At 41.8% G+C, this 7,173-nt stretch carries 7 protein-coding genes; 6 read left to right on the forward strand and 1 reads right to left on the reverse strand.

The genetic code is table 11. From position 1 onward, the window contains the following. Window positions 1-27: 27 nt before the first annotated feature. Window positions 28-1,038 carry a YeiH family protein gene (locus tag ACLNCW_RS09535; RefSeq protein ID WP_424846171.1) on the reverse strand — a complete coding sequence of 337 codons (1,011 nt, stop codon included), beginning with the start codon at window positions 1,036-1,038 and terminating at the stop codon, window positions 28-30. A 479-nt stretch (window positions 1,039-1,517) separates the two neighbouring features. Here ACLNCW_RS09535 and ACLNCW_RS09540 point away from each other — a divergent pair, with 479 nt between their 5' ends. From ACLNCW_RS09540 to ACLNCW_RS09565, 6 genes are all read left to right on the forward strand, one after another. Continuing rightward, complete coding sequence (locus ACLNCW_RS09540; RefSeq protein ID WP_261032144.1) at window positions 1,518-2,687, forward strand: pyridoxal phosphate-dependent aminotransferase; 1,170 nt, start codon at window positions 1,518-1,520, stop codon at window positions 2,685-2,687. Continuing rightward, window positions 2,684-3,454, forward strand: coding sequence for a DNA repair protein RecO (recO, locus tag ACLNCW_RS09545; protein ID WP_424846174.1), 771 nt, complete (start codon window positions 2,684-2,686; stop codon window positions 3,452-3,454). The genes ACLNCW_RS09540 and recO overlap by 4 nt, the downstream gene beginning before the upstream one ends. Beyond that, the gene (gene plsX / locus ACLNCW_RS09550) at window positions 3,451-4,443 is read left to right on the forward strand and encodes a phosphate acyltransferase PlsX (RefSeq protein ID WP_223340372.1); all 993 of its coding nucleotides are present in this window, start codon (window positions 3,451-3,453) and stop codon (window positions 4,441-4,443) included. The genes recO and plsX overlap by 4 nt, the downstream gene beginning before the upstream one ends. Before the next feature lie 5 nt (window positions 4,444-4,448). Further along, entirely contained in the window at window positions 4,449-4,682 is a 234-nt protein-coding gene (locus tag ACLNCW_RS09555; protein WP_000136448.1) for an acyl carrier protein, read from the forward strand. Window positions 4,683-5,132: 450 nt separating this feature from the next. After that, window positions 5,133-6,314 (forward strand): N-acetylmuramoyl-L-alanine amidase family protein, encoded by a 1,182-nt coding sequence (locus ACLNCW_RS09560; protein WP_261203698.1) that lies wholly within the window; start codon window positions 5,133-5,135, stop codon window positions 6,312-6,314. Between the two features lie 88 nt (window positions 6,315-6,402). Further along, a partial coding sequence (locus ACLNCW_RS09565; RefSeq protein ID WP_424846177.1) for an N-acetylmuramoyl-L-alanine amidase family protein occupies window positions 6,403-7,173 on the forward strand: 771 nt, incomplete at its 3' end.

Genomic DNA, 7,173 nt, shown 5'->3' on the forward strand with positions numbered 1-7,173 from the left:
AAGGTAGCTGGTGGGCTACCTTTTGTATTAGAAAATGCCGATAAGAGTCTGCATACCAAGACTAGTGAGGATGATGGCAATCCAGCAGATGGCTCCGAGAACAATGGATTTTCCACTAGATTTGATCATAGCTACCAGATTGGTTTTGAGTCCGATAGCACTCATGGCCATGATAATGAGAAATTTGGAGAGTTGTTTGAGAGGGGTAAAGAAACTACTGGACACACCTAGAGAGGTGAGTAGTGTAGTGAGGAGAGATGCAAGGATAAAGTAAAGGATAAACAGTGGGAAGACTTTTTTCAGTTGTAAGCCTTGCTTATTTTTTTGTTCACGACTTTGCCAATAGGAGAGAAAGAGAGTAATGGGGATGATAGCTAAGGTTCGTGTGAGTTTGACAATGGTTGCGGATTCGAGGGTATTGGTCTGGTAAAGATTGTCCCAGGCGCTGGCTGTGGCGGTTACAGAGGAAGTATCATTGACTGCAGTTCCTGCAAAGAGGGCGAAGCCGTCATTGGATAGATGAAGCCAGGTTCCTAGCGTTGGAAAGATAAGTGCAGCAAGGACATTGAAGAAAAAGATAACGGAGATGGCTTGGGCTACTTCCTTTTCCTTAGCATGGATAACGGGCGCTGTTGCCGCAATGGCAGAGCCCCCACAGATAGAAGAACCTACTCCAATCAAGGTAGCCAGTTTTGTGTCCAGTGCAAAGAAGCGCTGGAAAAGATAGGCAACAATCAAGGCTATTGAAATGGTGGACAGGATGACAGGGAGTGAAGATTGCCCAACTGCGAAGACTTGCGAGATATTGAGACCAAAACCAAGCAAGATAACGGCATACTGGAGCAATTTCTTGGAACTAAAGGTCAATCCAGCATCCAGTTGTTTATAAGGCGAGAGAAAGGGGTGTAGGAGCATGCCTATGAAAATGGCAAAAACGGGCGCGCCAATAACAGGGAAGAATCCTCCTAAGTACCAAGATAGAATGGAAATGAGAAGGCAGGCCAAGATGCCTGCTCCATTTTTTGATAGAAATGACATAAAAACCTCCAAATAGAATCTGTTACCATTATAGACCTGTAGAGAGGAAAAGTAAAATAGAAAGTGGAGCTAACAATTATTTGACAAGTAGTGCTAATTATGTAATAATAATCCTACAAGAACTGTAACGAAGTCTTGGCAAAAACAAAAATACCAGAGCTCCACCTCTGGTATTTCTTTTTGTCCAGTTACATTAAAACTAAACTCAGGTTATATTTTTTTGTCGCGCTTATCTAACCACTTTCTGACTATCCACTCAGAAATGACATTACCGGTAATAGTAATCAGTAATGGTGCTAGAATAACTGTAACGAAGATTAGCAAAAACTCACCTCCAAACTAAGTTCGTTAGTGGAGTTGCGACAAATCCATTTTAACATACTTCAATTTGTCATGCTAGCGTTATTCTATCATGTATTTTTGCGGTCGGGGGGCTTTTGTAGTATAATAGAGATACGTTTTGAAAGTAGGAGGTATCTATGGACTTAACTAAGCGCTTTAATAAACAGTTAGATAAGATTCAAGTTTCGTTGATTCGTCAGTTTGATCAGGCTATTTCGGAGATTCCTGGGGTCTTGCGTTTGACCTTGGGGGAACCTGACTTTACAACGCCAGACCATGTCAAGGAGGCGGCCAAGCGAGCGATTGATCAGAACCAATCCTACTATACAGGGATGAGTGGTCTGTTGACTTTACGTCAGGCAGCCAGTGACTTTGTTAAGGAAAAGTACCAACTGGACTATGCTCCTGAAAATGAAATCTTGGTCACAATTGGGGCGACAGAGGCCTTATCTGCTACTTTGACAGCTATTTTGGAAGAGGGAGACAAGGTGCTCTTGCCAGCTCCTGCTTATCCGGGTTATGAACCGATTGTCAATCTAGTTGGGGCAGAGATTGTCGAGATTGATACAACTGAAAATGGGTTTGTCTTGACTCCTGAGATGTTGGAAAAGGCCATTTTGGAGCAGGGTGATAAGCTCAAGGCGGTTATTCTCAACTATCCAGCTAATCCGACAGGAATTACCTACAGTCGAGAGCAGTTGGAAGCTTTGGCAGCTGTTTTACGCAAGTATGAGATTTTCGTGGTTTGTGATGAGGTTTATTCAGAATTGACCTACACAGGGGAAGCCCATGTGTCTCTAGGAACTATGCTGAGAGACCAGGCTATTATTATCAATGGCTTGTCTAAATCGCATGCCATGACAGGTTGGCGTTTGGGTCTGATTTTTGCTCCTGCGGCCTTTACAGCCCAGTTAATCAAGAGTCACCAGTACTTGGTGACTGCCGCAAATACCATGGCTCAACATGCTGCGGTGGAAGCCTTGACGGCTGGTAAAAACGATGCGGAGCCCATGAAAAAGGAATACATCCAGCGTCGGGACTATATCATCGAAAAAATGACTGCTCTTGGTTTTGAAATTATCAAACCAGACGGTGCCTTCTATATCTTTGCTAAGATTCCAGCGGACTACAATCAAGATTCCTTTGCTTTTCTGAAGGATTTTGCCCAGAAGAAGGCCGTTGCCTTTATCCCTGGTGCCGCCTTTGGACGTTACGGGGAAGGCTATGTTCGCCTATCTTATGCAGCTAGTATGGAGACCATCAAAGAAGCCATGAAACGACTTGAGGAGTACATGAGAGAAGCATGATTCAGTCTATCACGAGTCAAGGCTTGGTGCTCTACAATCGCAATTTTCGAGAGGATGACAAGCTCGTCAAGATTTTTACAGAGCAGGCTGGCAAGCGCATGTTTTTCGTTAAACATGCTGGCCAGTCTAAGCTGGCCCCTGTTATTCAGCCCTTGGTGCTGGCACGATTTCTCTTACGAATAAATGATGACGGGCTTAGCTACATTGAGGACTATCATGAGGTGATGACCTTTCCCAAGATTAATAGTGACCTCTTTGTCATGGCTTATGCGACCTATGTGGCAGCTCTTGCAGATGCTAGTTTGCAGGACAATCAGCAGGATGCTCCCTTGTTTGCTTTTTTACAAAAGACCTTGGAGTTGATGGAAGCGGGCTTGGATTATCAGGTTTTGACCAATATTTTTGAAATTCAAATCTTGACTCGATTTGGGATCAGCCTCAATTTTAATGAGTGTGTCTTTTGTCATCGGGTTGGTCAGGCTTTTGACTTTTCTTTCAAATATGGAGCCTGCCTCTGTCCAGATCATTATCATGAAGATGAGAGACGTTGCCATCTCAATCCCAATATCCCTTATCTGCTCAATCAATTTCAAGCTATTGATTTTGAGACCTTGGAGACCATTTCTCTCAAGCTTGAAATCAAGCAAGAGCTACGCCAATTTATGGATCAACTCTACGAAGAGTACGTTGGGATTCACCTAAAATCAAAGAAATTTATTGATTCCCTATCCGACTGGGGACAATTACTAAAAGAGGAAAAGAAATGAAAAAAATCGCAGTAGATGCCATGGGAGGCGATTACGCACCTCAGGCCATCGTTGAGGGTGTCAATCAAGCCCTAGCTGACTTTTCAGATATCGAGGTTCAACTCTACGGAGATGAAGCTAAAATCAAGCAATATCTGACAGCGACAGAGCGCGTCAGCATTATCCATACGGATGAGAAGATTGATTCAGACGATGAACCTACGAGAGCTATTCGGAAGAAGAAAAATGCCAGTATGGTATTGGCAGCCAAGGCTGTCAAAGAGGGTGAAGCAGACGCTGTCCTCTCAGCTGGGAATACAGGTGCTTTGTTGGCTGCTGGATTCTTCATCGTGGGTCGTATCAAGAACATCGACCGTCCTGGGCTTATGTCGACCTTGCCGACTGTAGATGGGAAGGGTTTTGACATGCTAGACCTTGGTGCCAATGCGGAAAATACAGCCCAGCACCTCCATCAATACGCGGTTCTAGGTTCCTTCTATGCTAAAAATGTCCGTGGTATTGCGCAACCACGTGTTGGTTTGCTCAATAATGGAACAGAGAATAGTAAGGGCGACCCGCTTCGTAAGGAGACCTATGAATTACTAGCGGCTGATGAAAGTTTAAACTTTATCGGAAATGTGGAAGCACGTGATTTGATGAATGGCGTTGCGGATGTTGTTGTGGCAGATGGTTTCACGGGAAACGCTGTGCTCAAATCCATTGAAGGGACAGCCATGGGAATTATGGGCTTGCTCAAGACAGCTATTACAGGTGGTGGTCTTCGAGCGAAACTAGGCGCCCTCCTTCTCAAGGATAGTCTCAGAGGTTTGAAAAAACAGCTCAACTATTCAGATGTTGGTGGAGCGGTCTTGTTTGGTGTTAAGGCACCGGTTGTCAAGACTCATGGCTCAAGCGATGCCAAGGCTGTGTATAGTACGATTCGCCAGATTCGTACCATGCTAGAAACAGACGTAGTTGCTCAGACTGCGCGTGAATTTTCAGGAGAATAAAAGAGATGACAGAAAAAGAAATTTTTGACCGTATTGTGACCATTATCCAAGAGCGACAGGGAGAGGACTTTGTTGTGACAGAATCCTTGAGTCTGAAAGACGATTTGGATGCTGACTCAGTTGACTTGATGGAGTTTATCTTGACACTGGAAGATGAATTTAGTATTGAAATCAGTGATGAGGAAATTGATCAACTGCAAAGTGTAGGAGATGTGGTTAAGATCATTCAAGCAAAATAAAGATAAGAAGTTCCAAGGCATTTGCTTTGGAATTTTTCTTTGGTTCAAGTGACCGTTTAGGAACAGATTTAGTCTTTCTAGGGACAGAAGAGATATGGGGACAAATAAGGGATATAATAAAATCAGAAAAATCAATCTCCAAAAGGAGATAAGAAATGAAGATCAAAAGAAGAGATAGCTTGATTTTCGTTAGAACAAAAATGTTAATATAATCACAATTTTAATTGACTTTCCTTTTTTCCAGGACTATAATGTAGATATAAAAAAGGATTTATTTTATAGTTGGGAGAAGGTGATGGCTATGTACTTTTGATAAACTAGTCTCTATCTTATGTTCGTGGACATTTTAGGAGGTCTTATGGTTCAGGTTCATGAACCTGACATCTATTTTGGCTTCGTTTCTATTTGATTTTCTTGCTTTGGATTTATCTATTTTAGGAGGAAACGGCTATGAAAAAATCTAAACTACTTACACTTGGTTTGCTTGCTGGTGCTGGTCTACTTTTGTCTATCAATCAAGCACAGGCTGCAGATACTTGGGTTAAAAATGGTGCTGACTGGAATCTTTCACAAGATGGCAGTCTAGCTAAGGATAAATGGGTACAAAATGCTGGCTCATGGTATCACTTCGACAGCACTGGTAAAATGCAGACAGGCTGGCTCAAAGACGGTGATACGTGGTATTCTCTAGCAGATAGTGGCGCCATGCGTACTGGCTGGTACAAGGAAGGCAATACATGGTACTCCCTAGCAGATAGTGGCGCCATGCGTACAGGTTGGTACAAAGAAGGGTCTACATGGTACTACCTCAAAGGCAGTGGCGCTATGGCAACAGGATGGGCAACTGCAAATGGTCAATGGTCTTACTTTGAAAAATCAGGTGCAATGGTCGCAGACAGAGCTGTTCCAGCCAGTGATGGGGAAAGTTATGTCATTGGTAAGGATGGATATCTGTTAACCAAACTCCCAAGTCAGGTTGAACAATCTCAAGCGGATGATACAATTATCACAAATATTGTTACTTTATCTGACGGGTATGATTATCATCTTATTTATACAAAAGATGGAGTCATTGTTGAAAAAAATGCTTGGTACATAAAACCTGAATTTAAGAAGTTTTCTGATAAATATGGAGATAAAGTTTCCAATACGATGTTGGCTTTAGTAGATAATACGGAAGAAGGACAAGAAATTAATCCTAAAGCTGTCGTGAAAAATTTCCAAAACTTACCAAACAGGTATTACTTTGGGGCAGATGGTCGTCGCGTAACAAATTTACCAGAAATGACCACCTATTCAGAGATTAAAAAAGTTGGCAATGATGTCTATCTAGAAAACCCGGGTGCACGACTTCTTCTTGGAGCTACCAGCTTCACAATCAATAATAATAAACTATACTATTTAGATGGTGATAATGGCAAACTCAAAACAGGTTATTTTGCATTGATTGATGATAGACCAAGCTATCATCACTATCATATTCTTGTTTATGCAGACCAATCTGGTGAAATTCTTAAAATGAAACGATTGCCAACAGGAATTTCAGATTATCTTAATAAAGAAATTGACGGTTTCTACGGTCAAACTGTTAAAATCGATAGTAAGACAGGAAATGTTTCTGTTGTGAAATAAGACGTCTGACAGAGTAAAACGAAAAAGCGAACAGCTTTGTATACTAGGAAGTCATGTTCATTTCGCTATAGAATAGGAGAAAATGGCTATGAAAAAATCTAAACTACTTACACTTGGTTTGCTTGCAGGTGCTGGTCTGCTTTTGTCAATCAATCAAGCACAGGCTACAGATACTTGGGTAAAAAATGGCGCTGACTGGAATCTTTCTCAAGATGGCAGTCTCGCTAAAAATAAATGGGTACAAAATGCTGGCTCTTGGTATCACTTCGATGGTTCTGGTAAAATGCAGACAGGCTGGCTCAAAGACGGCAATACCTGGTATTCACTAGCAGATAGTGGGGCTATGCGTACTGGATGGTACAAGGAAGGCAATACCTGGTATTCACTAGCAGATAGTGGAGCTATGCGTACAGGTTGGTACAAAGAAGGGTCTACATGGTACTATCTTCGTTTTAGTGGTTCTATGCAGACAGGTTGGGAGTGCATAGATAATAATTGGTATTATTTCGAACAATCAGGTGCAATGGCCTCTGATAGAGTTGTAAATTCTAGTGATGGGACAGGCTATATTCTCAGCAAGGATGGCCATATGTTCACTTTACAAAATAGCCCTTATAAACATGGTGACATTGTTCGTTTAGGCGATGGATATGAATATCTGATTAAAGCAAAATTTGACGGAAATAACTTTACTGATGTTATCGTGGATAAAAACACTTGGTATATCAAACCTGAGTTCAAGAAGTTTTCCGAAAAATATGGGGATGAGGTTGCAAATACAACCTTAGCTTTAGTAGATAATAAAGAAGAAGGACAAGAAATTGATCCTAAAGCTGTTATTCGTAATTTCCAAAATCTA

The sequence above is a fragment of the Streptococcus sp. CL6.22 genome (assembly GCF_049738055.1).
GTDB lineage: Bacteria > Bacillota > Bacilli > Lactobacillales > Streptococcaceae > Streptococcus > Streptococcus mitis_DJ.

Excerpts from the sequence above, each read along its gene's own strand:
- plsX (WP_223340372.1), top strand. The coding sequence starts at position 3,451 with ATGAAAAAAATCGCAGTAGATGCCATGGGAGGCGATTACGCACCTCAG.
- ACLNCW_RS09535 (WP_424846171.1), bottom strand. The coding sequence starts at position 1,038 with ATGTCATTTCTATCAAAAAATGGAGCAGGCATCTTGGCCTGCCTTCTC.
- ACLNCW_RS09555 (WP_000136448.1), top strand. The coding sequence starts at position 4,449 with ATGACAGAAAAAGAAATTTTTGACCGTATTGTGACCATTATCCAAGAG.
- ACLNCW_RS09560 (WP_261203698.1), top strand. The coding sequence starts at position 5,133 with ATGAAAAAATCTAAACTACTTACACTTGGTTTGCTTGCTGGTGCTGGT.
- recO (WP_424846174.1), top strand. The coding sequence starts at position 2,684 with ATGATTCAGTCTATCACGAGTCAAGGCTTGGTGCTCTACAATCGCAAT.
- ACLNCW_RS09540 (WP_261032144.1), top strand. The coding sequence starts at position 1,518 with ATGGACTTAACTAAGCGCTTTAATAAACAGTTAGATAAGATTCAAGTT.